The sequence below is a fragment of the Paenibacillus sp. FSL L8-0340 genome (assembly GCF_038593145.1).
Taxonomy (GTDB): domain Bacteria; phylum Bacillota; class Bacilli; order Paenibacillales; family Paenibacillaceae; genus Paenibacillus_AQ.
This window is the reverse complement of the sequence record NZ_CP151967.1, coordinates 5,255,036-5,281,057: the sequence shown is the minus strand read 5'-3', so window position 1 is coordinate 5,281,057 and position 26,022 is coordinate 5,255,036. Positions and strand designations below refer to the sequence as shown.

Here is a 26,022-nt window from a genome sequence, read left to right as displayed (position 1 = left end):
TTTATTTAGAATATTAGAATGTGATTTAATCCATTATACTTAAGCTTTTTCTACCGTAAGCTTGGAAGGATTCAAGCCTTCCGCTTCCCCTTCGGCAGGAGCCTTGTTCGAAGTGCGGAGAGGCAGCTCCTTCAGGAAGAAGACCAGAATAAAGGCGACAACCAGTACGATGGTCCCTGTCAGGAACACGGTGGACAATGTCTGGCCCAGAGCGTCACGGATGCTGTCAATCATCTGTACGAAGATCGGCTGGGCATCGGCTGGCAGGCTGGCTTGTGTCTGCTCAAGCAGCGGCTTGTTCATCAGTGCCTGCGGATTGGCGAAGGCCGTCATTTGCTGGGTCACTGCCGGATCCAGCTGAGAGAAGTCCGCTGCCGAGGAAGACTGCAGGGCTTCCTTGAGATGTTTCGTAAGATTGTTCGACATAACAGTCCCCATCACTGCGATACCGATGGTGCCGCCGAGGTTACGGAACAGCTGAGACGAAGCGGTAACTGCACCCAGCTCCGTATGGGAAACTGCATTTTGCGTAGCCAGCGAGAATACAGGCATACCCAGACCAAGACCGAGGCCGAATACGATCATACTCAGGACTGCCATTGGCACATTGTTCATGAATACCATAATTGCCATGCCGGCAATCATAACCGGTACGCCGATCAAGGCATAACGTTTGTATTTTCCTTTTTTGGCGATCATCTGACCGGTAAAGGTACTGGCAACCACCATAACGATCGACATCGGCATTGTGACATAACCGGCGTAAGTGGCGGAGATACCGAGCACACCCTGCACGAAGAACGAGAGATAAATCATCGCGCCCATCATGCTGAAGTTCATAATGAACCCGATCAGGTTGGAAATCGTAACTACACTGTTTTTAAATAAATGAAGCGGCAGAATCGGATTCTTCGCTCGGGTTTCGGTGAACAGAAAGATAAGCAACGAAACAATGGATCCGGCTAACAGGCCAAGAATTTGGGATGAACCCCAATCATATTCTGTACCTGCCCAAGAGAAGGCCAGCAGCAGCGGAACAATGGTCGTCGTCAGGAACAGTGAGCCGAGATAGTCGATGCTTGTAGACTCTCCGCGTTTGGCTTTCGGGAACAGGGCCAGGATCAGCGCAAAAGCAACAAAGCCGAGCGGCAGGAAGATCCAGAAGAGCCAGTGCCAATCCATATGGTCAACAAGATAACCGCCGAGTGTCGGTCCAAGTACACTGGAGAAGCCGAAGACGGCCGTCATTAGGCCCATCCATTTGCCGCGTTCACGCGGAGGGAACAGGTCGCCTACAGCTGTGAATGCGGTGGACTGGATAATACCGGCGCCCACCCCTTGAATCCCACGGTAGATGATGAACTGATACACATCATCCGAAGTACCGGTCAGAAAAGCTCCGACCATAAATATCAGAATCCCTGCCAGCAGAAAGGGCTTGCGGCCGAACATGTCGGACAGCTTGCCGACAAGCACCGTGGCGATTGTTGAAGTCAGCATGTAAATATTGATCGTCCAGGTATAGTAATCCATACCGTCCAGGATCGCGATAATGCGCGGCATAGCCGTGCTGGTAATCGTCTGATTGATCGCGGCAAACAGCATAGCTGCCATAATGGCGATCATAATGGTAAGCTTGCGCTTATCAGATAAATGTTCCATTGATTTTTTCCCCACCGTTTTTTTATTTTTTGTCTAATTCCGAAATTAATACTCCAAAAATTCTTCTTAAATGTGCGATATCCTCATCAGGCAAGATGCTGAAGTAGGAGCCCATGATCTCCTTTTGTTTATTATGCGCCTCCTCGATTGCAGCTTCCCCTTCCTTCGTCAGTGTAATATTAACCACTCTCCGATCGTCAGCCGCCCGTTCCTTCCCGACGTAACCTTCAGCAAGCAGCGAGTCTGTAACACCTGTGATTGCCGCAGGGGTCATGTTAAGCGCAGCGGCCAGCTGGGATACCATCATCGGGCCTTCCTTGGACAGAAAATGCAAAGCCTTGAATTGGGTCAGGCTAAGGGCAAAGCCTTGTTTATTCCAACCATGAGCCATTCCTTTCAGTAACGTTTTGAACATGGTAGAGATTTCAAAAAAATCATTGTGATCGGACAAAACTTCACCTCCGTAAGCTGTATGGAAAAACGCGGACAAGTTAATTTAGCGTTTAATCATTAATTGATAAATAGTTAAATACTAAATTATTAAGCTGTGAATCAATATATCACCCTTTTTTTATCCCGTCAAGACAACAAGCTATATAGATTGAACTTAAAAACTTGAGAGAAGGGAAAGGAGGAAAGTAATTTTTTTTACCGCACATCCCCTAGTGGAGTCCGCATCTTATAGCTTTGCTGTAGGTAAAGCATAGATAAATATGTGTTCGTCACGCCTTTTTGGAATTTTTCATATCTTCGGTGATGAAAGCTTATATTGATGCTGTTCCTGTGGCATCGTCACCTTCAAGTCATCATGAATTTCTTCGGTGTACCTTCATTCTATTGCGAGAGCTAAAGATCTTGCCAATGTGGGATGCTTACTGTGGATGGTGTTATGGATTCTCGAAGGGCCTGCGGACATTTCATCAAAATCACTTAGAATTACCGATCAAAGTGTTGTCGGGTGGTCTTTTTGTATACAAAGCACCGGTTGGTAAAAACCTTCAAGTAATCAATTACCTTCAAGAATTCAGTCCAACCTAAGCAGCCAGTCGCCGAACTTCGGTGGCTGGCTGCTTAACATTTACAAGGTGTTTCCTCTGTCCTGTTCGCCAGGAGTACACAGTTATGAAAACTCAGCTTGGTTAAACCAAAGTTCTCTAATCTAATGGGTTGAAGAAAGGTTGAAATCATGACTAACAGTTTGTACCCTTTATGACGAGCAACTTACCGATCCCCATTTTCTTTACATGCTTCTTTTTCTGCTGAAGAATAATCATGTGAATGCACTTCTTCCAAACTAGGTAATATGAATTGAAATGTTAAAGGATTCAGGTTCCTATCACGTAGATAGGAACCTGAATCCTTATTTATACAGGTATTTCTTCAGTGAAATAATCCAATACCATACAACCAGCCCCCTGAGCCACAATGTTATAGGCTGCTGTTGATTTAATTATTTCGACTTTAGTATTTGGATGAGAACTTATACGGTCCTGTGCAGTTTTAGCAGCGACATCAAAAAAACGCGGTTTCGGCACTAGTGTACCTCCAAAAACGACAATTTCAGGACGCAATAAAAAAATAAGATTACTAAGGCCAATCCCAAAATAATAAGCAGCATCTTCTACCACAGATAAACAGAGCTCATCGTTTTGTTCTAAAGCATGCAATATATGAAATAGATCAATATCTTCAACATCATTTACTTCATGTGAAAGCATGGAAGGTTTGCCGCGTTTTATGAGCCGAACCATCTCCTCGCGAATAGCTGGTAAACTACTGTAAGCTTGAAGACATCCATATGAACCACATGAGCAACGCCGACCATGGATATCAATAATGATATGCCCAAAGGTATCCTCCACTTCACGTTTACTACTGACTAATTTTCCTTGTGAGATCGTACCACACCTAATTCCGATATCACTGGATACAAACACTAAGTTGTCCGTCTCCTTCCAATAGTTCATTCGATATTCAGCAAGAGCAGCTAAGTTGGTTCCGTTTTCTAAGAAAACAGGAATATCCATTTTGTTTTTTAAGTAGTCAACAATATTCAGATCCCATCCACCTGCAGGAAAGTGCTGAGGGTGCGAAATAACCCCCATGTCAGGGTTGAACGAATCCAACACTCCAATTCCAATACCTAATAAATTCTCTTTAGGAATCTGATTCTGAGCCAATAAGCTATCAACGCATGTTGCAATATAGTTTAATGTAAATTCTCCAGTGAATTCAGACGTCATTTTTAATTTTTCAACGCTTATGATATTAAGCTTTAAATCAAGGAGTAAGATCGTAGTAAATAGACTTGTTAGTTCTACACCAACTAAATAATTCGAATCTTGCTTAATAACATAGGCTAGAGGTTTACGTCCACCACTTGATTTTCCAATCCCACTATCATAGATAAGACCTTCCTCAACGAGCTCTTCCAGTAAACGACCACAAGTTACATGTTTAAACCCAGTATGTTCAGTTAATGTATTAATGGTTACAGGACCCAATCTACGTACTAAGCTATATAACAGCTTCAAATTTTTTGCTTTAGGTGAGGATAAGTCCTCAAATTTATTTAGCATTTTTTTTCTCCTTGATCTGTGATCTATAGGAAACCAATCAAAACAGATATAGTTTATTATCCAACTTTTTTAATCATAGTTCCACTTCATTTAATTATTATTCTACAAAATCACAACCATTAAATAAAACTGATTTAAATAGCATATTGCATTAATCACTTTTATGATTAAAGTTTGAAAAAAAGACGGGTTAAATAGAGGATATCCAATTGAAAATAATATACTTTTTATATAAATGATAAATAGTTGTTTACAAATAGAGAATAAGCCATTAGAATTAACTACAGAAAGTTCTGTAGTAAGAAATTTGAAATGTGCGTTAAGCATTTTATAGCACCATAAATTTAGGAGGAATACAACATGCAAAAAACGAAAAATATTCAGGAAGCTAGAGATTTTATCTTAAGTAAGACCTCGTATCGTCCAACAGTTGGGATGATTTTGGGATCGGGATTGGGTACATTAGCTGATGAAATTGCAAACCCTTTCACAATTCCCTATAGTGAAATTCCTTACTTTGCAAAATCAGAAGCAGTAGGGCATGCGAATGAATTAGTTATTGGGGAGCTAAAGGGGAAAACTGTGGTTGCGATGAAAGGACGCTTTCATTATTATGAAGGTTTTACTTTGGACGAAGTAACTTTCCCTGTTCGTGTAATGAAGGCGCTAGGAGTTGAAAACCTTCTTATCACCAATGCGTGCGGTGCTGTCAATAATAATTTTAAACCGGGTGAGTTGATGTTGATTACGGATCACCTCAATTTGGTAGGTACGAATCCATTGATTGGACCAAATAATAACGACTTAGGTACTCGTTTTCCTGATCTTTCCCAAGTGTACAATGCTGAATTGCGACAAATTGCTACGGAAGTTGCAAAAGCGCAAAATACAACTTTACGTGAAGGCGTATACTCCTGGTGGAGTGGTCCGGCTTATGAAACACCAGCTGAAATTCGCATGATTCGTACATTAGGCGCAGATGCCGTTGGTATGTCGACTGTACCGGAAGCCATCGTAGCTGTTCACTCGAACATGAAGGTCCTAGGAATCTCCTGTTTAACCAACATGGCTTGTGGAATTCTAGATCAGCCTCTAAGTCATAACGAAGTTATTGAGGTAGCCGCTATGGTAAGAGAAAGTTTCATTGCTTTAGTTAAGGGAATTATAGAGAAGGTTTAGTAATGATAAAATCAGATGAAGAAAAAGGCGGGGTTATGAAAGGGTATATATATGTCATATTAGGTGCGATTTGTTATGGTTTATTATCTACCTTTGTGAAATTAGCCTACAAAGATGGTTTTATCGTTAATGACGTTGTTGGAATACAACTCTTATTAGGATCGATATTATTATGGGGCGGAGTGTTTTTTACTAAAGGCAGGGAGAGTACAAAACAGAAGAGGTTTGTAACGCCAAGTAAAAGGGAACTGCTTTTATTAATGACTGTAGGGTCTACAACGGGACTTACAGGAATGTTTTATTATCTCTCACTTCAATATATTTCAGCTTCATTGGCTATCGTACTCCTTTTTCAGTTTACATGGATCGGTGTGTTACTTGAGGCAATTTTCAATAGAAGAATTCCTGAAAAAGGAAAGCTACTATCAATTATTCCTTTACTTATCGGAACGATAAGTGCAACGAATATTTATTCGACTGGAATTTCTGCCGTTCATTGGCTTGGCTTTTTGTTTGGTCTGCTTGCAGCATTATCCTATTCCATTTTTATGCTTGTTAGTGGTAAGGTCGCCGTTCAAGCAAATCCGATTATGAAGACAGCTTTCATGACTACCGGAGGTCTGATCGTTTGTTCGGTCATTTTACCTCCAACGTTTTTGACAGACGGAAAGCTTCTATTACAACTGGCCGTTCAATATGGTTTTGTTTTAGCTTTTGTCGGCCCTTTTCTTTCCACACTACTGTTCTCGAAAGGTGTTCCGTTAGTGGGATCTGGAATAGCATCAATATTGGGGGCTATGGAGCTTCCAACAGCCTTACTAATGTCTGTCTTCGTCCTGAATGAGCACATTGGTGTTCCGCAATATGTAGGGATCGTCCTAATCCTAATTGGAGTATCATTACCTGGATTACTGAAGAAAAACAAAAAGGACACCTTAAGCGTTAAGACGTTTTAAGCAAGTTAATAATTATTGATTAGGGAGGAATTTGGAATGATAAACAAAGATGAAATCTTTATGAAAAAGGCAATTGAAGTTGCCCTACAATCCCGAGAAGAGGGAAATGAGCCTTTTGGTGCAATTTTGGTCAAAGGAGAGGAGATCGTAATGGTTGGGGAAAATAAAATTAATACATTTTGTGATCCAACACATCATGCAGAAATCGGTTTAATCCGGAAATTTTGTTCTGACAACAATATATTTGATTTAAACGAATACACTTTGTATACAAGTTGTGAACCTTGTGTAATGTGTTCGGGTGCCATGGTGTGGTCTAACCTGGGCAAAATAGTATATAGCGTATCACATGATCAGTTAGCTGAAATCGCTGGGAGCAACATTATGATCGCTTGTAATGAAGTGTTTGAAAAAAGCCCTCAAAGACCTGAACTGGTAGAACAAGTGCTCAACGAAGAAGGTTTAAAAGTATTTGATGGATACAAATTTTCTCATTAAATAAGATATTTAATAAGATGGGAACTTTATGAATTCATTGGGCAACTTCACTCTAAAGTGAAGCTGTCCTCTTTTATGTGTGTTGTGTTCCTGCTTAGAATCTAATTACTAATAATTTGACTATAATACAAGGCTGAGAGTGGAAAGGTGAGATTGACATATGAATAATAAATTTCAACGAATTCACATAATTGTTCTAGATTCAGTTGGTATCGGAGAAGCACCAGATGCAGCTTCCTTTGGGGACGAGGGCGCAGACACATTAGGACATATTGCAGAAAGAAGAAACGGATTGAATATGCCCAATTTGGCTGCGCTTGGTTTATCAAACATTAAAGAAATAAAAGGTGTACCTAAGGCGGACCATCCATTGGCTTATTGGACCAAAATGCAGGAAGCATCTAACGGTAAAGATACGATGACAGGACATTGGGAAATTATGGGTCTAATTGTTGACAAGCCGTTTCAGGTATTTCCAAATGGGTTTCCTGCTCCATTGATTGATTATCTTGAGAGGGAGTCCGGTAGAAAAATCATTGGAAATAAACCTGCAAGCGGCACTGAAATATTAGAAGAGCTAGGGGAAGAGCACATGAAAACAGGAGCTTTGATTGTCTATACATCAGCGGACTCCGTTTTGCAAATTGCTGCCCACGAAGATATCGTACCATTGGATGAATTATACCGTATCTGTGAGATCGTACGTGAATTAACTAAAAGCACTGAGTATATGGTTGGTCGCATCATAGCTAGACCTTTTATTGGAGAAATGGGGACGTTTAGACGTACAGCTAATCGACATGATTATGCATTGAAGCCTTTTTCCAGGACAGTCATGAATGAGTTGAAGGATGCTAACTTTGATGTCATAGCTATAGGGAAAATTTCAGATATTTATGACGGAGAGGGCGTCACCGAGACTATTCGGACCGTATCCAACATGGACGGGATGGACAAGTTCATTCAAGTAGCAAAGAAGGATTTCACCGGTTTGTCTTTCTTGAATTTGGTTGACTTCGATGCTCTTTATGGTCACCGACGTGACCCAGAAGGCTATGGTAATGCACTTGAAGAGTTTGATGCTCGGCTGCCAGAACTGTTAGACAATCTCACAGAGAAAGATTTGCTTATTTTGACTGCGGATCATGGCAATGATCCGATTCATCATGGGACAGATCACACTCGCGAGTATGTCCCGTTACTCATTTATTCCAAGGCGTTTTTAGAAGGCAGAGAACTGTCTGTTCGCAATACATTTGCAGATATTGGAGCTTCGGTAGCTGAAAATTTCGGAGTCAAAATGCCGAAGCACGGCAGCAGCTTTATTCGGGATCTAATGTAACTTTACAAAGATCACAGGGCTTGATTTTATCATCTATTGTATGCCCAGGGAAAAGTAAAGAGGAATGTGACATCGATGTTAAAGAGATGGCTCCGGAAAAGTCTTTATTCGAGGCCATAGGCAACGGAGCTATACTTGGTGGAAAAACAGCTCTGATAGTTGGAGCAATGTTAATCACGTATATCGGTCTATTAGCTATGCTTGACTTTGTGAAGCTTATGCCTGATTTATCTCAAAAAACAATAGGAATTGTAGCATATTTGATATCCTTTGCTAATTTCTCATCGATCGGGATCCTATTACTTTTTAAAGGCTTAGCTAGTACACACTAGCTGGCCTATTTGGTTTGCACATATTACTCAAAATATTATAGTAATATTATATTTATATAAAAAGATGGAGTTAAATTATAGAATATTTAATAGAAATAAAGTTATATCTTTATTCTTTTTATATAAATGAAAATTAGTTCTTTACATTGTGAGTCTTGCCGGATAGAATATGGATATCAAAACTAATAGTTTTATTACTTTGAGGAGCATCAAGGGGGAGTTTAACTATTGTAAATACATTAAGAACTTTTGCTTTAAGCCGTGCTCGATTTAATATTAAAACCCTTATAGAATTTCTTGAATGAATGTGTAACCCCTTACAAAAATCCAAAGTACATTGGTTAAGAAAAAAACAAGCAACAAGTTGAGCTCAAAAGGAGACATTAAAATGACAATGAAAACAAGACTTAGAATTATGAATTTCTTTCAGTTCTTTATTTGGGGATCTTGGCTTGTTACCTTAGGTTCCTATATGATAAACACATTACATTTTACAGGTGCTCAAGTTGGATTAGTTTATAGCGCAAAAGGGTTAGCGGCCATTATTATGCCAAGCTTGGCCGGGATTATTGCGGATCGCTGGATCAAAGCTTACAGACTATATTTAATTTTTCATGGTCTAGGAGCGATTTCTTTATTTATCGCAGCACAAGTTTCAGATCCAACGACAATGTTTTGGGTAATATTTTTTAATTCGGTAGTGTACATGCCTACCAGTGCTTTGACAAATGTTATATCATATGTTGCGCTTGAAAAAGCAGGGCTGGATACAGTGAAAGATTTTCCGCCAGTTCGGGTGTTTGGAACCATTGGTTTCATATCTGCAATGTGGTTAGTTAGCCTCAATGGACTTGAATTAAGCAACATTCAATTATATATAGCTGCAAGTATTTCGCTTTTGCTAGCTCTATACTCACTTACGCTGCCTGATTGTCCAACATCTAATGAGAAAAGAGACAAGTCATGGATTAGTCTTTTTGGCTTAGATGCGTTTGTGTTATTCAAACAGAAAAGAATGCTTATATTTTTTCTATTCTCAACACTTCTAGGTGTTGCACTGCAAATAACCAATACATTCGGCAACCCATTTTTACATGATTTCGGGTTGAATCCTGTTTTTAAAGATAGTCTCGTGGTACAGTATCCATCCATTCTATTATCAATATCACAGATTTCTGAAGTATTTTTTATTCTTGCCATTCCATTCTTCTTGCGGAACTTTGGAATTAAAAAAGTTATGCTCATTAGTATGGTTGCTTGGACATTACGTTTTGTATTTTTCGCGTATGGTGGCCCATCTGGATTTGGCTTCACACTCCTCCTGTTATCCATGATTGTGTACGGGTGTGCCTTTGATTTCTTTAACGTCTCTGGAGCTATTTTCGTGGAAAAGGAAGTTAATCCTCGTATGCGTGCAAGCGCACAAGGTTTATTTCTAGCCATGGTAGATGGAATAGGAGCCTCTGTAGGAGCTATTGTAAGTGGAAAAGTTGTAGATTACTTCACAGTAGACGGCGTAAAGGATTGGCACAATATATGGTTAGTTTTTGGGGCATACACACTCGTACTGGCAATTATTTTTTCTGTTAGTTTTAAATATAAGCATGATCGGAATGCTATGAAGGATGTAACTGACAGTCATTAATTACTTTACAAGCAGCTACCAAACATCTGTTATAAAGACAGACTAGCGAAAAACATGTCTAGAGCTATACTGGCGTCAGAGCAGACACTAAAGAACGGGAGGTAAACTGCCAATAATTGTTCAGACGTTTCAATGTTTAGGACAAGAGCCTGCACGGTGATTTCCCCTTCAAGCATACTCCAGCGTCCAGGCGATGCCATAAAGACGGACCGTCCGGGCGGGGGGGAATTAACCGCTATCCATGTGCCGACATCTGAAATGAATGATCAAATTATTACAAATTCTAAGTAAAGGAATAATTGCCTCTCCTTGTGGGAATCGGATGATCTTGTGAACTGGTCCGATCAGAGAATGATTGAACTTGGTGATACGGATTTCGGCTGTGCTGGCTATAACAAAGGAAGAATACAACCGGATCAAGGAAGCATTCGCCGGACAATAGAACAAAAGGAGCATCCGCCAGCGCAGCGGATGCTCTTTTTTGTTCATAAGCCTGTATCTCTACAATTCCTCTACTTCCCGCAGCCAGAGCGCGGCGGAAGCGTCGCTTGGCATCCGCCAGTCGCCGCGCGGTGAAAGACTGACGGTCCCGACCTTCGGGCCGTCCGGCAGGCAGGAGCGTTTGAACTGTTGGGTGAAGAAACGGGTGATGAATACTTTCAGCCACCCGACCAGCTGTTCCCGGGTATAGCCATCGCCGAAGGCATGTTGGGCGAGGTACAGGATTTTGCCGGGGGAAGCGCCGGTGCGGAGCATATAATAGAGGAAGAAATCATGCACAACATAAGGACCGAGTATATTTTCGGTCAATTGGACAATTTCCCCTGTCTTCGAAGGCGGCAGCAGCTCTGGGCTGATCCCCGTTTCAATAACGCTGTAGAGCAGTTTGTTCACCGTCTCGTCCGCTTCGTGATCCGCGTACCAGGCAACGACGTACTGGATCAGTGTCTTCGGAATGCCTGAGTTGACACTGTACATCGACATATGGTCCCCGTTATAGGTACACCATCCAAGCGCCAGCTCGGACAAGTCGCCGGTGCCGATGACGATGCCGCCGTTTTTGTTAGCCAAATCCATCAGGATTTGTGTCCGTTCTCTGGCTTGTACATTTTCATAGGTCAAGTCATGAACATCCTTGTCATGGCCGATGTCCTCGAAGTGCTGCAGACAGGCAGCCTTGATATCGGCAACCTTAAGTGAAGCTCCAAGCGCTTTAATCAGGCCGACAGCATTATCATAGGTCCGGTTCGTGGTGCCGAAGCCCGGCATCGTAACGGCGAGGACGTCGCTTGCCGGGCGGCCGAGCAGCTCCATGGCCCGTACGGCCACCAGCAGCGCAAGCGTGCTGTCCAGGCCGCCGGAAATGCCGATAACGGCCTGCTTGGTGCCGATATGGCGGATTCTTTTCATCAGGCCGGAGGTCTGGATGGAGAGGATCTCACGGCAGCGTTCGTCGCGCTGAAGCGGATTGCCGGGAACAAAAGGATTAACGCCGACGGTACGAACCAGTTTCCGTTCACTGTTAAGGAGGGCAGGCTCAGCATACAGCACCTCACGATAATTGCGGCCGCCCTTTCCGGCACGGAAGGTACCCATGACCGCGCGGGAATACTGGATTTTCGGGATGTCGATATCGGCGATGATGATCCGGGTCTCATGGGTAAAACGCTCCGATTCCGCAAGTGTCAGACCATTCTCAGCGATCAGGGAATGGCCGCCGAATACGACATCGGTTGTGGATTCGCCGGCATTGCAGCCGGCGTAGACATAACCTGCCACGCAGGAGGCGGACTGGCTGGAGACAAGCTGGCGGCGGTAGTCTGCTTTGCCTACCAGCTCGTTGCTGGCTGAAGGGTTAAACAGCAGCACAGCGCCGGCTTGAGCCAGCAGACTGCTCGGTGGAACGGGAACCCACAAGTCCTCACAGATTTCAACGCCAAAGGACAAATTGCTGTTCGCTTCACATGCGAAAATAAGATCATTGCCGATGGGAACGGTGATTTCCCCGAGACGCAGCTCTGTGATCTCAAGCTCTTCGGCACCTGCAAACCAGCGCGGTTCATAGAACTCACTGTAGCCGGGAATACAGGTTTTGGGCACAATGCCCAAAATATTCCCCTGCTGGATGACGGCGGCACAGTTGAACAGCCGTCCCTTAATGGCAATGGGCAGCCCGGCAATGACTACCATGTGAAGTCCGGTACTTGCGGCGGCAATGCTATGAAGGCTCTTCAGAGCCGCATCCAGCAGCACGGGCTGCAGGAATAAATCTGCGCAGGTATAACCGGTGATGCAAAGCTCGGGCAGCACCAGGTACTCTACCTGTTTCTCGTCCGCCTGCTTGATCACCTCAATAATTTGTGCTGCATTAAACTCGCAGTCAGCCACCCGCAGTTCCGGGGAAGCGGCAGCCACCCGCGCGAATCCGTAATGATGCATTGGTTTCACCTATCCTTTTTATAATAACGCGTTTCTAGTAATTGTACCCATGATTCCCCATCAGTAACAAGCGGCAGTTTCATGAGTTATAGATTACGCGCAGCGGGGCGGGGACGGTGTCGCAGCAGCATGGTTAAAGTAGAACTGTGCGTCGTTACATAAAAATGCCCGGAACTCCAGAGAGCCCGGGCATTCAAGTGCAGCGCCGGATGATTTCAGATTATATATTCTGGGATCATTCGGCATATTAGACGCGGTAAACTGGTCCTGAAATGTGTTTTGCATCATCCTAAGAGGTGAAGCATTTCGCTAGACTTCGCTGTATAACCGCTGCAGGAAATCTACACTTTCCCGCAGATGGGGTTCGGAGGTGCTCTCCAGAAGGCCCTGAATATGCGGGCGGTTATATTTCATATAATGTAGAATGGGGGCAAACTGCAGCTGCCCCTGACCGACAGGAACAATAACGATCCTGCCGTCTTCGACCGTGAAATCCTTCAGATGAATCACCGCGATTCTGTCCCCAAGCAGCTCAAGTGCTTCGGTAATGACACCTTCCTGCTGCCGGTAATTATCGGGCGACATCAGATTCGCGCAGTCCAGAATGATCTGCAGATTATTGGAGGGAATCAGATCCAGCAGCCGCCTCGTCAGCTTCGCAGAGTGCAGAGGATGATTCTGGCCTGCCTCGATGCCTACCGTTACGCCGAAACGTTCCGCTTCCGCCACCATTGCCTTGACCGAAACGACTACCTCCTGAAAGGCTTCCTCCGTAAAGTTATCCGTTGTATAGCCCTTGCCTACGCTGCCAGTTTCTGTGCCTACCAGGCTGGCTCCGAAATCACGTGCCAGGCGAAGGTGGGTGCTGAAATCATCTAGCGCCTGCGCCCTTTTGCCGGGATCGGGATCAATGATATTCACATAACAGCCGAGAACGGCAATCCGGACCCCGGCTTGCCGGAACGCTTCGCCAAAGTATGCCGCCGTTCCCGGGCTTAATGCCGCCAGAGAGGGGACGCTTTCGGGAAAAGATTTGTGTACCGCAAACTGAATATGCTTAAAGCGGTATTGATCCAGCTTGGCGATCAGCTCCGGCAAAGGAAGCCGGGCAAAATCATGGGCGCGGATGCCAAGATGAAGCGGTGCGGACATAGGGTACATCCCCTTTTCTTAGTTAAATCCGGTTCTGTTGCAATGGTTGCATGTGTTGAATAAGGGTGGGCAAGCCTGCAGAATGGCGGATTGCTTCTGCTATCAGCTCTGCTACTTGTTTGGCCCCTTCATTAGAGAAATGGGTATCATCCGTAATCCCTTCCGGATAATTGGGATGCCCGTTCTTGGGCAGATGCATAAATAAATGCCTGGACCCCTCAATACCGAGCTTCCGGTAGAGCTGCTGGGAAGAAGCGAAGATATCAAGCAGAGGTGTGCCGGTAAGCTTCGCCACTTCACGCATCGCCTGCGGGTAAGCTCCCACCGCCAGAGGATCGGGATCGCCCTGCGGAGTGAAGCGGCGGCGGCTGACAGAGGTCAGCAGAACAGGGAAACCGCCGCGGCTGCGGGCTGAATCAATAAACGTGATCAGATTGAGGCGGTAGTCCTTGCCGGGATCGGTATAGCGGGCCGGATCCTCCTGCTTCTCGTCATTGTGGCCAAATTGGATCAGCAGAAAATCACCGGGCTGGAAATCCTGTTCAATATCCGCGAGCCGTCCTTGCTCGAGATATGATTTGGTGCTCCGCCCGTTAATTGCGCGGTTGTCCACGGTGATTTCCGGGCCGAAATGGCCCTGGAGGTATTCTCCCCAGCCGGTCATCGGCTTCTGGTCCGCACCTTTCTGCGCTGCGGTGGAGTCACCGGCGATAAATAGTGTCGGCATGAAGTATTCTCCTTCATTACATATTAGTGTTTTTGCGCCAGCTCTTGCAGAGTAGATTGCGTCTGCTTTCTTTATTCCCCGGTTGGAAAACCGAAGAATCCGGCAGCGTTGTTATACGCGATATTCTCCACCAGTTGACCCAGCAGCATTTCGTCATCCGGCGCTTCACCGCGCTCGGCCAGTTCACCGATCAGCCCGCACAGCACACGGCGGAAATATTCGTGGCGGGTGTAGGAGAGGAAGCTGCGGGAATCTGTCAGCATGCCGACAAAATTGCCCAGCAGGCTGTTGTCCGCAAGCAGTGTCAGCTGCTCGCGCATTCCGCTGCGGGTGTCGTTGTACCACCAGCCGGAACCAAGCTGGAGTTTGCCCGGCGTGTCCTTTTGATAGCAGCCCATCAAGGCCAGCAGGGCGGGATAATCGCCCGGATTCAGTGAATAAAGAATCGTCTTCGGCAGGCCGGTCCCGCATTCTGCGCGGTCGAGCAGCTTAGACAACGCTTCGGTCAGCGGCAGGTCATTCAGGCCGTCATAACCGGTATCCGGTCCCAGCTTCCGGAACATTGGTGTATTATTGTTGCGGAAGGCGTGCAGATGCAGCTGCATCGTCCAGCCTTTATCGTGATAGAACCCGATTAAAGCCGACAGCAGCTCCGTGCGGTAGAGTGTGATTTCGTCCGGAGAGAGGATTCCGCCCTCCAGCCGCTTGGCGAAGATGGCTTCGGCATCAGCAGGCTCACCTGCACGGTAGCGCAACACATCCAGTGCATGGTCGGACAGGCGGCAGCCGTTCTCATGGAAGAATTCTACCCGGTTTCTCAGTGCGTCCAGCAGCGAAGCATACGACACCACGCTTAAGCCGGATGCTTCTTCCAGCCGCTTGATCCAGACCGGGAATCCTTCCGCGTCAATGTTCAGCGCCTTGTCAGGACGGAAGGTAGGGAATACCTTGAAGGCCGTCTCCGAATCTTTTAACAGCCGGTGGTACTCCAGCGTATCAGCCGGATCATCGGTAGTGCAGATGGTCTTGACTCTGGAGCTGCGGATCAGTCCACGGCGCGAGAAGGCCGGTTCCGCAAGCTTGCGGTTGACTTCCTCCCAGATGGCCGGGGCAGACGTTTCGTTTAGCAATTCATGGATACCGAAAAAACGGCGCAGCTCCAGGTGAGTCCAGCTGTACAGCGGATTGCCTACGGCTTGCGGTACGGTCCGGGCCCAGGCCAGAAACTTGTCATAATCCGAGGCATCTCCGGTAATATGCGATTCCGGAACCCCGTTGGCACGCATCAGCCGCCATTTGTAATGATCTCCGTAGAGCCAGGCCTCGGTCAGGTTGCTGAATGCACGGTCTTCATAAATTTCTTTTGGATCGAGATGGCAGTGGTAATCAATAATGGGCATAGCTTTGGCATGTTGATGGAACAGAAGCCGTGCGGTATCGGTTGTTAATAGAAAATCATCGTTTAAAAACATAATGACGCTCCCTTTGCATGGATTTGGAATGGAAATAGGGTATTATAGCGTGACTCCAGTTTTGAAAATAGCCAGCTCGCGCACTTCGTTTTGCTCATTCCGTGTTTTTTGGCCGCTGGCAACATCGATAATATAGCCGATAAACTCCTCAAGCACATCGGCCATCGGAACCTCCAGCAGCGGACCAGCGTTGAAATCCATCCAATGGCCTTTTTTGGCGAAAAGCTCATTGTTGGTTGCAACCTTAACCGTAGGCACAAAGCTTCCGAACGGGGTTCCTCTGCCTGTTGTGAACAATACCAGCTGGCAGTCCGATGCGGCCAGCGCAGATGCGGCCACCAGATCGTTGCCCGGCGCCTGCAGGAGGCTGAGCCCTTTTTTGCGCAGCTTTACACCGTATTGCAGCACATCCACCACAGGGGACGTTCCTGCCTTCTGGGTACAGCCCAGCGATTTGTCTTCCAACGTGCTGATGCCTCCGGCTTTATTGCCGGGAGAAGGGTTCTCATAGACCGGTTCCCCGTAAGAGAGGAAGTATTGCTTGAAGTTATTGATCAGGGATACGATATCTTCATAGACCTCACGGCTTTCCGCACGGGCCATCAGCATTTTCTCTGCTCCGAACATTTCAGGCACTTCGGTCAATACCGAGGTTCCGCCCTGGGAGATAATGAAATCGGAAAAAGCGCCCAGCAGCGGGTTGGCGGTAATGCCCGAGAATCCGTCAGAGCCGCCGCATTTCAGCCCGATGTTCAGCTCGCTGAGCGGAACCGTCTCACGGGCATCATCCTTAGCTGCTTCATACAACTCCTCCAGCAGCGTGAGACCTGCTTCCACTTCATTACCCACCTCCTGGGCGACGAGGAATTTGACCCGCTTCTCGTCATAATCACCCAGCATGCTGCGGAACTCGGAGACGATGTTGTTCTCGCAGCCGAGTCCGAAGACGAGCACACCCCCGGCGTTGGGATGATTCACGGCATCCAGCAGAATGCTGCGGGTCATCCGGTGGTCATCGCCAAGCTGGGAGCAGCCGTAAGGATGCTTAAGCACGGTAAAGTTGTCGAAGGTGCCCATATCCGGATGTTCAGCCTTGAACTCCTGCAGCATTTGCTCAGCGATGCCGTTCACACAGCCTACTGTGGGAATAATAAACAGATCGTTGCGGATACCAACCTTGCCGTTTGTCCGGCGGTAGCCCTGAAAGGTCAAATCACGGGAAGGGTAAGTGACCGGATGAAGATCGGGCACGTATTCATATTCTTCTTCACCTGCCAGATTGGTCTTGATGTTATGCGTGTGAATCCATTCTCCCGCTTGAATCGTAGCAATCGCGTGGCCGATAGGATAACCATATTTCGTAATAACGTCATCCGCCGCAAAGCTGGTCAACGCCATTTTATGACCCTGCGGGATGTCCTGGACTGCCTTAAGAGTCATTCCTTCAAAAACAAGCTCTTCTCCGGCGGAAATGGGGCGCAGCGCCACAGCTACCGTATCCCGGGGATTCATTTTCATTAGACGCTTCATGCTGTCCCTCCTAAAAGTATGGTGATTTCATTAACTTTCTTGATCAGCTTCTTCTAAAGCTTGCTTTGGAACCTTTAGAAGAAGCTGTGATTATTAGTCCGCCTATCGTTCATTTACCTGCCAAGGGTAGAAGTCTCAGCTTACAAACTGCTCCAGTGCAGCCCGGCTGTCCGAGCTTTCCAGCTTCTGCAGATGGGACGCAAGCACCTCGGCCAGCCCCGGCACCTGCGACAAATCTTCGCCCCACAGGCTCTCGTCCTTCAATATCGCCTGAACGAAGTTGGCAGGATTGCTCCATGCTTCATCAAAAATGGCCAGCACCTCCGGACTGTTCTGACGCGCCACAAGGTCTCCGCGGTAGCTGAGCAGCAGGCCGGCAAATGAGAGGGTAATCAGCTCCGGCAGCTTGCCGCGCTCCTGCTGGTACTTAAGCAGCACAGGGAGCAGCCGGGTTTTGAATTTGGAGATGCTGTTCAGGGAAATGGATGTAAGCTCATGACGGATAAAAGGGTTCTTGAACCGCTCCTGCACAGCGTCAGCATAAGGCAGAAGCTCCTCTTTCGGCAGATCCAGCATCGGGATCAGTTCTTCCTCTATCAGTTCCCGCACAAACCGGGAGAAGGTTTCGTCATTCATCACATCCTCAACCGTCTCAAGGCCGGCCATCATGCCCAGTGGCACCATCGCCGTATGAGGTCCATTCAGCAGATGAACCTTCCGTTCACGGTAAGGTGTCATGTCATCCGTTACCACGACATTCAGCCCGGCTTCCGCCAGCGGCAGCTTCTCTGCAAGCCATGCCGGACCTTCAATGACCCAGAATAGAAACGGTTCAGCAGTCACCATCAGGTTGTCGAGATAACCGAGTTCAGCCTCCAGCTCCGCGGCTTTATCGCGGGGATACCCTGGTACAATCCGGTCTACCAGACTGCAGCAGAACGTATTCTCCTGTTCCAGCCATTGCAGGAAGGTTTCACCCAGGTTCCATTCCGCAGCGTACTGCTGTACAATTTGCCGCAATTTCTCGCCGTTGCGGTCGATCAGCTCACAAGGGATGATGACGAAGCCTTTTTTACCGAGTTGAAAACGCCGGTGCAGAAGTGCTGTCAGCTTAGCCGGGAAACTCTTCGGCGGCGTACCGTCTGCGCGGTCACCCGGATGATAGGCAATCCCGGCTTCAGTGGTGTTGGAAGTGATGAATTCCAGCCCATCGTCCTCAGCCAGAGCGAGATAAGCTTCATAATCGGTATAGGGGTTAATTACCCGGCTGACGCTGGAGATGATCTCGCGTGAATTCACCGGCTGCTGCTGCATGATTCCGTTTAGCAGTACAGTGTAGAGGTTATCCTGGGCGGCCATCAGCCCGCCAAGACCCTGCTCGATCGGCTGAACCAACACTGCACTTCCGTTAAACAGTCCTTGATTGTTCATTTGCTGCAGCTGCCAGTCTACGAAGGCGCGCATAAAGTTGCCTTCACCGAACTGAATCATCCGTTCGGGATGCAGGGGCAGATGGGGATGAGTGCTTCGGGATAAACGGTTTGTCGACATTAGTTTGATCTCCTTTGAGTTCAAATAGTTATATGCACACGTTAACATTTTATTTTAAAAAAGAGAGGCTCTTTTTTAAACCATACCAGGGGCCCGGTATTTGCTCTGCCGGAGCGCATTGGACCGGCAGGGCAAATATCGGGCAGATCCTTCCACATCCCTAAATTTCTGCGACCGTGTCCCGTACGACCAGTGAAGTCTTGACGAACAACTGCTGGGGTTTGGTCTCCGGCTGCTGCAGGAGCTGAATCAGCATCTTGGTGCCGAGCTCACTGATATCGGCAATAGGCTTGCGGACCGTAGTCAATGCCGGATTCGTGTAGCGGGCGAACATAATATCGTCGAAGCCGATGAGTGAAATCTGTTGCGGAATGCTGACCTTACGGGCATAGCAGGCATTCATGGCGCCGATAGCCATATCGTCATTGGAGCAAAAGACGGCCGTAGGCGGATCAGGCAACTCAAGCAGTGTTGTCATTGCGGCATATCCGCTTTCAATGCTGTAATCACCGGCTGCAAAATAACTTGAATTCAGCTGAAGCTGGCGGGCGATCAGGCTATCTATGAAGCCCTGTTTGCGTTCGGTTGAGGACTTGAAGCCGGGTTTGCCTTCAATAATTGCAAAACGCTGATGCCCTTGTGTTACGGCATAGTCGATCGCTTCCTTCACACCTTCGCGGTCATTGGCTACAACGTTCATAATGCCGGGATCCTCCAATTGGCGGTTCAGTACCACAAGCGGGATGCCCATTGTTTTGACATGGTAGATAAAAGCGTTATCCTCGTCGCTCTGGCTCATGACCAGAATACCGTCAAAGCGCTGCGGCTGAATGTTGGCGTAATTGTGAACGCCGTCAATTCCGTTTACAGTCAGGTTAAAGTTCTCATCCAGTACATGGCTGATCCCTTTAATGACGTCAACCAGAAAGCTGGTCGATGTTCCCTGATCAATACTGGAGAAGAACAGCCCGATGGTAAAGGACCGTTTGGTAACCAGACTTTTGGCGCTGTAGTTCGGCACATAATTCATTTCCGCGGCGATTTTCTCGATCTTGTCCCGGGTTACTTTCTTGATTAGCGGGCTGCCGTTTAGTGCTCTGGAAACGGTGGTATGGGAAACGCCGGCAACTCGTGCAATATCTTTGATAGTAATCATAATATCTCTCCGGGAAATAGAATTGTTAACGATTCCAGTGTAGTTCCTGAACGGGATCAAGTCAAGCGATTTATGAAATGCACACGTTAAAATTTATACTGGCAGAACACGCTGCCGGGCGCTATAATTTATTTGCATGCGGACGGAAGAGGAGGAAAATGAAATGCTGGTGGGCAAAGAGGGCTTTTGCGATTTTCATTCGATCCAGGAGGCGGTGGATGCGCTTGAACGGCTGCCTTCAGGTAAAACGGAGACGTTGTATATTCTGGCTGGTATTTATGATGAGGCTGTGCGGATCTATCGTTCGGACCTGAGGATCAGGGGCATCGGACAAGTTGAGATTACCAACAACCGTTACGCAAGGCAGAAAGATGAGACTGGAGAGGAACAGGGCACCTTTGCCACTCCTACCTTGTTTCTGGGTGGGAGCAGGCTGGTGCTGGAAAACCTGACCCTATCCAACACGGCCGGGCAAGGCAGTGAAATCGGGCAAGCACTTGCAGTATATGCACATTGCGACGAAACGGTCTTCCGCAACTGTATCTTAAAGGGGCACCAGGATACCCTGTTTACCGGTCCGCTGCCTCCGGCGAACAAACAGGGGGGAGCTTTCAGAGGAATCCCCCTCAAAGAGCGGCATAACCATTACCGCCAGCTGTATACCCATTGCTACATAGAAGGTACGGTGGATTTTATTTTTGGCGGTGCGACGGCTTATTTCGAGCATTGCGAAATCCGCAGCCTGCGGCACTACAATGATGGTCCTGGCTACATTACGGCAGGCTCCACACCGCCGGGCCAGCCTTACGGCTACCTGTTCAAGGATTGTTATCTGACAGCTGACCCGAATGTGGATGAAGTGTATTTGGGCCGTCCCTGGCGCGGCTACGCCAAGACCGAGATGGTGAATTGCCGTATGGGCGGGCATATTCATCCAAGCGGTTGGAATAACTGGGAGGATCCGGCCAATGAAGAGACCGTCCGTTACCGCGAATATGGTTTGGCGAAGGGTGACCCTTTGAGAAAACAGCGTGTAAGCTGGGCTATTTTGCCGGACATGGGGGAAGCTGCGCCGGGCAAAGAGCAGGTTTTTGCCGGTACGGATTTTTGGAAAGTGTAATTCCCTGCCCGATTTTGAACATTTGTTTAAATGCAGGGATAACATAGCCCGCTGCAAGGGCATAAAAAAGTGGACACCGTGTCAATTCAAGTGTCCGCTTTTTTGCGTTGGGGTCATCTTTAAATCCGGATAGCTATTGTTTTACTAGAAAAAGCAGGGGAATTGCCCTGAAAGGGGAAATTAAAATAAAGCTTATGTGCGGTGCGTTAGGCCTTATTATGCTGAAACTTCGTAATATCCCTGTCATAGTGCGAGATGGAGCCGTCGAATCTTTTTAAGCGTACATACTCTTCGGAGAATTTCTCAACAATCCCGAAGCCTACCTGGGAGTACATTCCATCGGGGTCAAGCTGCAGTGCGGACACAAAGGTCTGCGACAAGGCAGCAACAAAAAAATCGGCATTTTTAACAAGTGTTTGCGGCATATCCCGTTCCTCCGTTTATCAGCTCGAATTTTAATCGTTCCATAAAGTCATTTCAATCATTTTACGACAGGCTGTGACTTTTGAAAATAGGATTTAATTTGTAATATTTGCGAAAATAAAACTGTGGTTATGCAGGGAGGCAGGTGGCTTTCTAGTGAGGCCTATGAGGAAATTCGCTTATAACCTACTTGTTGTGCTGATTCTGCTAGTTATTTTGACTCCTGAGGTATACGTGCAAGTCAACAAATTCATCTTTGCTCACAGGGTAAAGGCCTATCTGATCGAAGAGAAGGGGTATAGCGATGATGCGATATCTTCGGTAAAAGGAGTTTGGGGAATCAAAGCACCGCCTTTTTATGCCGTAGTGAGTTTTAGCGATGAGCCTGAAGTGGAGTATACTTATTTTGCCCATGATGAAGTAATGCAGTTCAGCCATGAGATCAGTCTTAAAGGCCGGAAGTCGGGAATCCGCGAGTCCAGTCTTAAGCATATTGAGCCCTATAATCCTTATTAAATACAATCTACAGAACAAGGTGGAACCCTCATGAATGACCTGACACAGCAAGCAAAAGAATGTTTTGCCCGTTATTTGGGCAGCTTTGTGCAAATGCACCGTGAAGGTGTGCTGGAGCAGTACAAGCAATATGAAATCCCAAGGGAAATGGAGCTGCAATGGTTGCAGGAGATGGTAACCGGTTATTTGCAGCAATTGTCTATCCGTGATTGGGAGGCGGTGTCCGCACTGGGTGCACTTTCCAGACAGTTCCAGGATCCTGTTATCGTAGAAAATACAGCTTCCTTCGCTGCCCGCAACCTGCTCAGCGCCGACAGCATCGTCCGGCTGATGTATGCCGAAAGTCTGGTGGGAATCCTCCGCTCGAACAAAGGGGTCATTCCCCGCGGGCTTTTGTTCAGCGCTTGCCGCACAACGGTTCAATTGCTTGAGTCTGTGATTGCAGAGCCGCTGGTCATAGATCCCGGACATGAACTGCAGCCGCTTGGACTTAAAGATAAGCGCGGGCTGAACAGCAGAGCGAAAAAAAGCATAGAAGAGATAGAAGTGCTGATCAATTAAAGCAAGCAACGGTATTTGATCTAAATTACCGTGCTTTTGGAAACCGCAAGGATGAATCGAGGCTGATTGAAAGAATAAGAGAGTCGGCAGACTTCATTCCTGAGCTTTCCATTGTGGCTGTGGAGAATGAGATGGTCATCGGCCATCCCTCCCATTATCCCAAATTCGGCTTTACACCAGCACCCTTAAATGAATATGACATAAGGTTGTCTGGTTCGTTATGCTACGCTTTCCTGACAGAGAGTCGGAATGAAACAGCAGGAGGAGACTAACGTATGGCTGAACCATTAAAAGTAATGTACAACGAGGAATTTCTGCGCGGCTTCGGCGGAAAGATTAAAGCCGTATACGGGCTGTTCGATCTGGAAGGCTTCGTCCAGTCGGCGATGAAGGCGCCTTGGGAGGAACTGGAGCTTAAGGGACGGATGCGGCGCATTACAGAGACGCTTGGGGCTTTTTTGCCCCCGGGATATGAGGACGCCTTGGATATTCTGTATGCAATAGATGCTCAATGTGTAGGGTTTCCCTACCTGATCTTCCCTGACTTTGTCGAGGTGTACGGGCAGGCGGAGGAACACTGGGAACGGTCGATGGCGGCACTGGAGCGATTCACAAGAGGATCGTCGGCGGAATTTGCCGTTCGTCCCTTCCTGCTGCGCGATCCGCAGCGGATGATGGCGCAGATGCTGCGCTGGTCCGGCCATTCCAGCGAGCATGTGCGGCGGCTGGCCAGTGAGGGTAGCCGGCCCCGTCTGCCGTGGGGGCAGGCGCTGCCGATGTTCAAGCGTGATCCGGCTCCGGTGCTGCCGGTGCTGGAACGGCTGAAGGCTGACCCGTCGCTGTATGTACGCAAGAGTGTGGCCAATAATTTGAACGATATCGCGAAGGATCATCCTGATGTTGTCATCGGGATTGCCCAGCGCTGGAAAGGTGAGAATGAGTACACGGACTGGATTGTGCGGCATGCCTGCCGTTCGCTGATCCGCAAGGCGGTCCCGGAAATTATGGCGCTGTTTGGATATGCGGCTGAAGCGGAGGACACACCGCTTGTTGCAGATGCCTCGCTTTCTGTCGATCCGGCTATCGTGCAGATTGGGGGAAGCTGCGAACTGCGATACAGCCTTCATATTGCTCAAGGCGGCCCCGTGCGAATCCGGATTGAATACGGCATTGATTTTGTGAAAGCCGGAGGAAAGACATCACGCAAATTATTTCTCCTGTCTGATAAAACAGTGCCCGGCGGCAGTACTTTAAAGGCCACACGGACACACCGCTGGGGTGATTTGACGACCCGGCGCCATTATCCGGGAGAACACCGGATAATGCTGCTGGTGAACGGACGCGAAGCTGCTACAGCCATGCTGCAACTGGAGAAGCAGGAGAAGGGGGATATCAGGCTGTGATTATCAACAACTTATTAATCAAGCTGAACGACAGCAGTCCGGGCAGTATAGCCAAGACAAGAGAGGTATTGCTTGGTATGCGCGAGAGAATAGAGTATATCCGCGATCTGAAAGTAGAGATTGAGGTCCGAAGCGGCTCATATGATCTTATGCTAATCGTTCAGTATGCATCAATGGCGGACATGGAGGCTTATCTGGTGCATCCTTATCATCTTGAGGTGTCCGGTTACATTGCGGGCGTACTGAAATCGTCAGCCTCCCTCTGCTATGAATCGTGAGTTACTGGTAAGAGAGGAGTGACTACTATATAGATTGAACTTAAGAATTACATGTAGGGAAAAGTGGCGGAGGGCAATTTTGGAACTGGAGGAGCGGTAGCGGCCGGAAGTCCAAACATTCTCTGTAGTCACGGCCAATCCAAATTAGAAGAATTATTGATTCAATTTTTATAGGGGGGAATAAAGTGAATGTTTGAATTTCCTGTATTGGAGACGGACAGGCTTAGATTAAGAGAAATTACAGCAGAGGATGCCGAGGGGATCTTTGCCTGCTTTTCCAGCAGCGAGGTCATGCGCTACTACGGGCAGGGGCCGCTTACGACACTTGCACAGGCGGGAGAATATGTTGATTTCTTCGCAGACAGCTTCCGGGACAAGCGAGGTATCCGGTGGGGCATTGAGCTTAAGGGCAGCAAAGGGCTTATCGGGACGATCGGGTTTAACGCCTGGTCACCAAAGCACCAACGGGCCGAAATTGGCTATGAGCTCAATCCCGATTTTTGGCGCAAAGGTTATGCTGGGGAAGCGGTGTCCAGGGTTCTAGTTTATGGCTTCGAAAGAATGGAGCTGACCCGGATCGGCGCTGTAGTATTCACTGGAAATGAAGCCTCTAAAGCGTTGCTGGTTAAACAGGGGTTTCAGCAAGAGGGGCTATTAAGAAACTATATGGTCCAGGATGGCAAGCCGCATGACACAAATGTATATTCCATCGTAAAATGAGCAAGTGTTCTCTGAGTACAGCAATTTCAAAGATACGATCCCACGCGGATGGTATCTTTTTCTAGTTTTCGGCAGCCTATCTGCAACATATTGGAGTGTTATCATCGTTTAGAAAGAAATGGAGCAAGCGCGGGAAACCGCCAAAGGAGGAAATGAAGATGTCTAAGCTGCTGGCCTGTCTGCCGCTGCTGCTGATTCTGCTGCTAGCAGGGTGTGAAAGCACGGATGGAGGAAACGGAAGCACTATACAGTCTGCAGCTCCACTGCAGAGGCCTGACCACCTTATGCCTGAAGTGATGCCGGAGGATTTTGCCTTCTCTGTCCGTTTCGGAATTACCGGGAAGAATGAAATCAATACCTTTGAAGGTACCGTAACCAAGGATTTGGTGACCCAAGGTGAGGCAACTGCGGAGCTGACGTTTACCGAGAGCGAAATGGCAGACATCTATACCCGCCTGCGGGATATTGATGTAATGGGTGAGCTGAAGCTGGAACCGGCGAGGCAAAACTGCAACCAGACACCCTATGATGAAGAGCATTGGCAGATAAGGCTGAATGGAGAAGAGCAAACACTGGAATGGTCCGAGGAAAAATGCGAGGTCACCGAAGATGCCAAAAAGCTGAAGGAAATAAGAAGCTATATCTTTGAACTCGTCAAGACAAAAGCGGAATATCTGGAGCTGCCTGAAGCGGTGGGCGGATATGACTGAGTGAGCGAAGGGGCGTCCATCTAAGTGATCGCGTTAATCCTGCTCCAAAAACGAGAGTTGTCGTTTGAACA

At 47.4% G+C, this 26,022-nt stretch carries 24 protein-coding genes; 13 read left to right on the top strand and 11 right to left on the bottom strand.

Annotated features, from left to right (window positions below; translation table 11 throughout):
• Window positions 1–39: 39 nt before the first annotated feature.
• From NST07_RS24180 to NST07_RS24170, 3 genes are all read right to left on the bottom strand, one after another.
• Window positions 40–1,662: an MDR family MFS transporter gene (locus NST07_RS24180; protein WP_342480292.1), complete on the bottom strand. Its 1,623-nt coding sequence runs from the start codon at window positions 1,660–1,662 to the stop codon at window positions 40–42.
• A gap of 22 nt (window positions 1,663–1,684) precedes the next feature.
• Window positions 1,685–2,113, bottom strand: a complete 429-nt coding sequence (locus NST07_RS24175) for a MarR family transcriptional regulator (RefSeq protein WP_341094920.1) — start codon at window positions 2,111–2,113, stop codon at window positions 1,685–1,687.
• Window positions 2,114–3,026: 913 nt separating this feature from the next.
• Complete coding sequence (locus NST07_RS24170; RefSeq protein ID WP_341094918.1) at window positions 3,027–4,241, bottom strand: ROK family protein; 1,215 nt, start codon at window positions 4,239–4,241, stop codon at window positions 3,027–3,029.
• Window positions 4,242–4,601: 360 nt separating this feature from the next.
• Between NST07_RS24170 and NST07_RS24165 the strand changes: the two genes are divergently transcribed.
• The 6 genes from NST07_RS24165 (at window position 4,602) to NST07_RS24140 (ending at window position 10,193) form a co-directional block, all read left to right on the top strand.
• Window positions 4,602–5,420 carry a purine-nucleoside phosphorylase gene (locus tag NST07_RS24165; RefSeq protein WP_341094915.1) on the top strand — a complete coding sequence of 273 codons (819 nt, stop codon included), beginning with the start codon at window positions 4,602–4,604 and terminating at the stop codon, window positions 5,418–5,420.
• A 2-nt stretch (window positions 5,421–5,422) separates the two neighbouring features.
• Window positions 5,423–6,376, top strand: a complete 954-nt coding sequence (locus NST07_RS24160; protein ID WP_341094913.1) for a DMT family transporter — start codon at window positions 5,423–5,425, stop codon at window positions 6,374–6,376.
• Between the two features lie 36 nt (window positions 6,377–6,412).
• Window positions 6,413–6,874 carry a nucleoside deaminase gene (locus tag NST07_RS24155; protein ID WP_341094911.1) on the top strand — a complete coding sequence of 154 codons (462 nt, stop codon included), beginning with the start codon at window positions 6,413–6,415 and terminating at the stop codon, window positions 6,872–6,874.
• Window positions 6,875–7,034: 160 nt separating this feature from the next.
• Complete coding sequence (gene deoB / locus NST07_RS24150) at window positions 7,035–8,216, top strand: phosphopentomutase (protein WP_342480291.1); 1,182 nt, start codon at window positions 7,035–7,037, stop codon at window positions 8,214–8,216.
• Window positions 8,217–8,236: 20 nt separating this feature from the next.
• Complete coding sequence (locus NST07_RS24145) at window positions 8,237–8,548, top strand: nucleoside transporter C-terminal domain-containing protein (RefSeq protein ID WP_342480290.1); 312 nt, start codon at window positions 8,237–8,239, stop codon at window positions 8,546–8,548.
• Window positions 8,549–8,936: 388 nt separating this feature from the next.
• A complete protein-coding gene (locus NST07_RS24140) occupies window positions 8,937–10,193 on the top strand; it encodes a nucleoside permease (RefSeq protein WP_342480289.1) in 1,257 nt (418 codons plus the stop codon).
• A gap of 501 nt (window positions 10,194–10,694) precedes the next feature.
• On the opposite strand, the gene NST07_RS24135 is transcribed toward NST07_RS24140, so the two are convergent.
• The 7 genes from NST07_RS24135 to NST07_RS24105 all read right to left on the bottom strand — a co-directional run bounded on the left by NST07_RS24135 (window position 10,695) and on the right by NST07_RS24105 (window position 20,220).
• The gene (locus NST07_RS24135) at window positions 10,695–12,632 is read right to left on the bottom strand and encodes an NAD(+) synthase (protein WP_342480288.1); all 1,938 of its coding nucleotides are present in this window, start codon (window positions 12,630–12,632) and stop codon (window positions 10,695–10,697) included.
• A 309-nt stretch (window positions 12,633–12,941) separates the two neighbouring features.
• A complete protein-coding gene (locus tag NST07_RS24130) occupies window positions 12,942–13,784 on the bottom strand; it encodes a sugar phosphate isomerase/epimerase (RefSeq protein ID WP_341379247.1) in 843 nt (280 codons plus the stop codon).
• 22 nt (window positions 13,785–13,806) lie between these two features.
• Window positions 13,807–14,511: a rhamnogalacturonan acetylesterase gene (locus NST07_RS24125; protein ID WP_341379246.1), complete on the bottom strand. Its 705-nt coding sequence runs from the start codon at window positions 14,509–14,511 to the stop codon at window positions 13,807–13,809.
• Between the two features lie 71 nt (window positions 14,512–14,582).
• A complete protein-coding gene (gene uxaC / locus NST07_RS24120) occupies window positions 14,583–15,983 on the bottom strand; it encodes a glucuronate isomerase (protein ID WP_342480287.1) in 1,401 nt (466 codons plus the stop codon).
• 42 nt (window positions 15,984–16,025) lie between these two features.
• The gene (locus NST07_RS24115) at window positions 16,026–17,513 is read right to left on the bottom strand and encodes an altronate dehydratase family protein (protein ID WP_341094897.1); all 1,488 of its coding nucleotides are present in this window, start codon (window positions 17,511–17,513) and stop codon (window positions 16,026–16,028) included.
• A 135-nt stretch (window positions 17,514–17,648) separates the two neighbouring features.
• The gene (locus NST07_RS24110; protein WP_342480286.1) at window positions 17,649–19,064 is read right to left on the bottom strand and encodes a tagaturonate reductase; all 1,416 of its coding nucleotides are present in this window, start codon (window positions 19,062–19,064) and stop codon (window positions 17,649–17,651) included.
• A gap of 160 nt (window positions 19,065–19,224) precedes the next feature.
• Window positions 19,225–20,220, bottom strand: a complete 996-nt coding sequence (locus NST07_RS24105; RefSeq protein WP_342480285.1) for a LacI family DNA-binding transcriptional regulator — start codon at window positions 20,218–20,220, stop codon at window positions 19,225–19,227.
• A gap of 163 nt (window positions 20,221–20,383) precedes the next feature.
• Between NST07_RS24105 and NST07_RS24100 the strand changes: the two genes are divergently transcribed.
• The gene (locus tag NST07_RS24100) at window positions 20,384–21,340 is read left to right on the top strand and encodes a pectinesterase family protein (protein ID WP_341379242.1); all 957 of its coding nucleotides are present in this window, start codon (window positions 20,384–20,386) and stop codon (window positions 21,338–21,340) included.
• A 206-nt stretch (window positions 21,341–21,546) separates the two neighbouring features.
• On the opposite strand, the gene NST07_RS24095 is transcribed toward NST07_RS24100, so the two are convergent.
• Window positions 21,547–21,765 carry a hypothetical protein gene (locus NST07_RS24095; protein WP_038595062.1) on the bottom strand — a complete coding sequence of 73 codons (219 nt, stop codon included), beginning with the start codon at window positions 21,763–21,765 and terminating at the stop codon, window positions 21,547–21,549.
• Between the two features lie 163 nt (window positions 21,766–21,928).
• Here NST07_RS24095 and NST07_RS24090 point away from each other — a divergent pair, with 163 nt between their 5' ends.
• The 6 genes from NST07_RS24090 to NST07_RS24065 all read left to right on the top strand — a co-directional run bounded on the left by NST07_RS24090 (window position 21,929) and on the right by NST07_RS24065 (window position 25,951).
• Complete coding sequence (locus NST07_RS24090; protein ID WP_341097736.1) at window positions 21,929–22,279, top strand: DUF3139 domain-containing protein; 351 nt, start codon at window positions 21,929–21,931, stop codon at window positions 22,277–22,279.
• A gap of 30 nt (window positions 22,280–22,309) precedes the next feature.
• Window positions 22,310–22,840 (top strand): hypothetical protein, encoded by a 531-nt coding sequence (locus NST07_RS24085; RefSeq protein WP_341094888.1) that lies wholly within the window; start codon window positions 22,310–22,312, stop codon window positions 22,838–22,840.
• A 275-nt stretch (window positions 22,841–23,115) separates the two neighbouring features.
• Window positions 23,116–24,243, top strand: a complete 1,128-nt coding sequence (locus NST07_RS24080; protein WP_342480284.1) for a hypothetical protein — start codon at window positions 23,116–23,118, stop codon at window positions 24,241–24,243.
• On the top strand, window positions 24,240–24,521 hold the full coding sequence (locus NST07_RS24075; protein WP_341094886.1) for a Dabb family protein: 282 nt from the start codon (window positions 24,240–24,242) through the stop codon (window positions 24,519–24,521). Before NST07_RS24080 ends, NST07_RS24075 begins: the two co-directional genes overlap by 4 nt.
• A gap of 189 nt (window positions 24,522–24,710) precedes the next feature.
• Entirely contained in the window at window positions 24,711–25,241 is a 531-nt protein-coding gene (locus tag NST07_RS24070) for a GNAT family N-acetyltransferase (RefSeq protein ID WP_341379238.1), read from the top strand.
• A 158-nt stretch (window positions 25,242–25,399) separates the two neighbouring features.
• A complete protein-coding gene (locus tag NST07_RS24065) occupies window positions 25,400–25,951 on the top strand; it encodes a hypothetical protein (protein ID WP_341379236.1) in 552 nt (183 codons plus the stop codon).
• The last annotated feature ends 71 nt before the right edge of the window (window positions 25,952–26,022 follow it).